Annotated in this window: 1 protein-coding gene; it reads left to right on the top strand. The window is 43.0% G+C overall.

The window, feature by feature from the left end:
* Positions 1 to 143: 143 nt before the first annotated feature.
* On the top strand, positions 144 to 602 hold the full coding sequence (locus GWQ22_RS21620) for a hypothetical protein (protein ID WP_275931645.1): 459 nt from the start codon (positions 144 to 146) through the stop codon (positions 600 to 602).
* Positions 603 to 898 lie beyond the last annotated feature (296 nt).

Raw genomic sequence — 898 nt, 5'->3', positions numbered from 1 at the left:
AAAGCGAGCATCAGACGGAAGCAAAAGATTGCAGGAATGAGCAGTGAATACCTGGAAAAGGTACTCAATGCTGGCCTCAACAAATTGGGTGAATTTTAACAATATGTTCACGCTCTCGCCCTGCCCAAGTAGTGCCATTAGACATGACTCAGCAGACATTCTTGGCTCGCTGTAAAAGCTTACATGAAGTATGGCAGCGTATTCCAAACGGTTACCTAAAGTTATTATTGGAAAATGCAGGGTGCCCTCGTGCATCAGTCAAAGATCTCGGTAGTTTAAAACTACTACAGGCACTTCTGAACATAATAGAGATGTTAAATGTTCATGAAGAAGCAAGCTATGCTTTTACCTCGACCGAAGAGCCTGAGGGCTGGAACAATCGCAACAAAACTCTTGAGCCCTTATTTTTAAATAATGACCTCAGGATTGCTGATGCGCATGAAACTGTTAAAAACAGCCTTGACACATTACAGCAACTCGGCTTCGACACAGCAAATGTCAACGCAGGTTATGGGAAAGCTTTAGATTTTGTCATGGATGGCGTTATTTCTTCCATAGAATCCATAGCTTCAAACCTTGATAGGATCCTTAGCCGTAAGTGAATATCTAGATTGTGGTTCCAGCAATAAACTAGCACCGGCCTCAGTCGCGTGTCTTGGTACCCTAGCTCTATGTCCGCAAAACCGAGTCATCAATTTTTTATGGTGTAATATAAGCATGTCATACTCATTATTAGATAACGCAAAATACTCATCATGGAAAGAAACTCATAACGTAAGCGCCCCTGAATCAGCACCTGTTTTTACTGAGATCACCTCGGCACACTGAAACCCATCGTATCTACGTTGGGATTTCCGCTATGACCACTCAAGAACGCGTTGATTTTTGGCAGCGCCAG

Source organism: Aeromonas sp. 1HA1 (genome assembly GCF_029237385.1).
Lineage (GTDB): Bacteria > Pseudomonadota > Gammaproteobacteria > Enterobacterales > Aeromonadaceae > Aeromonas > Aeromonas popoffii.
The sequence above is the reverse complement of the archived record's forward strand: the minus strand, read 5'-3'. Positions and strand labels throughout refer to the sequence as shown.

Coding starts and splice junctions, on each gene's coding strand:
- GWQ22_RS21620 (WP_275931645.1), top strand. CDS start 144: ATGACTCAGCAGACATTCTTGGCTCGCTGTAAAAGCTTACATGAAGTA.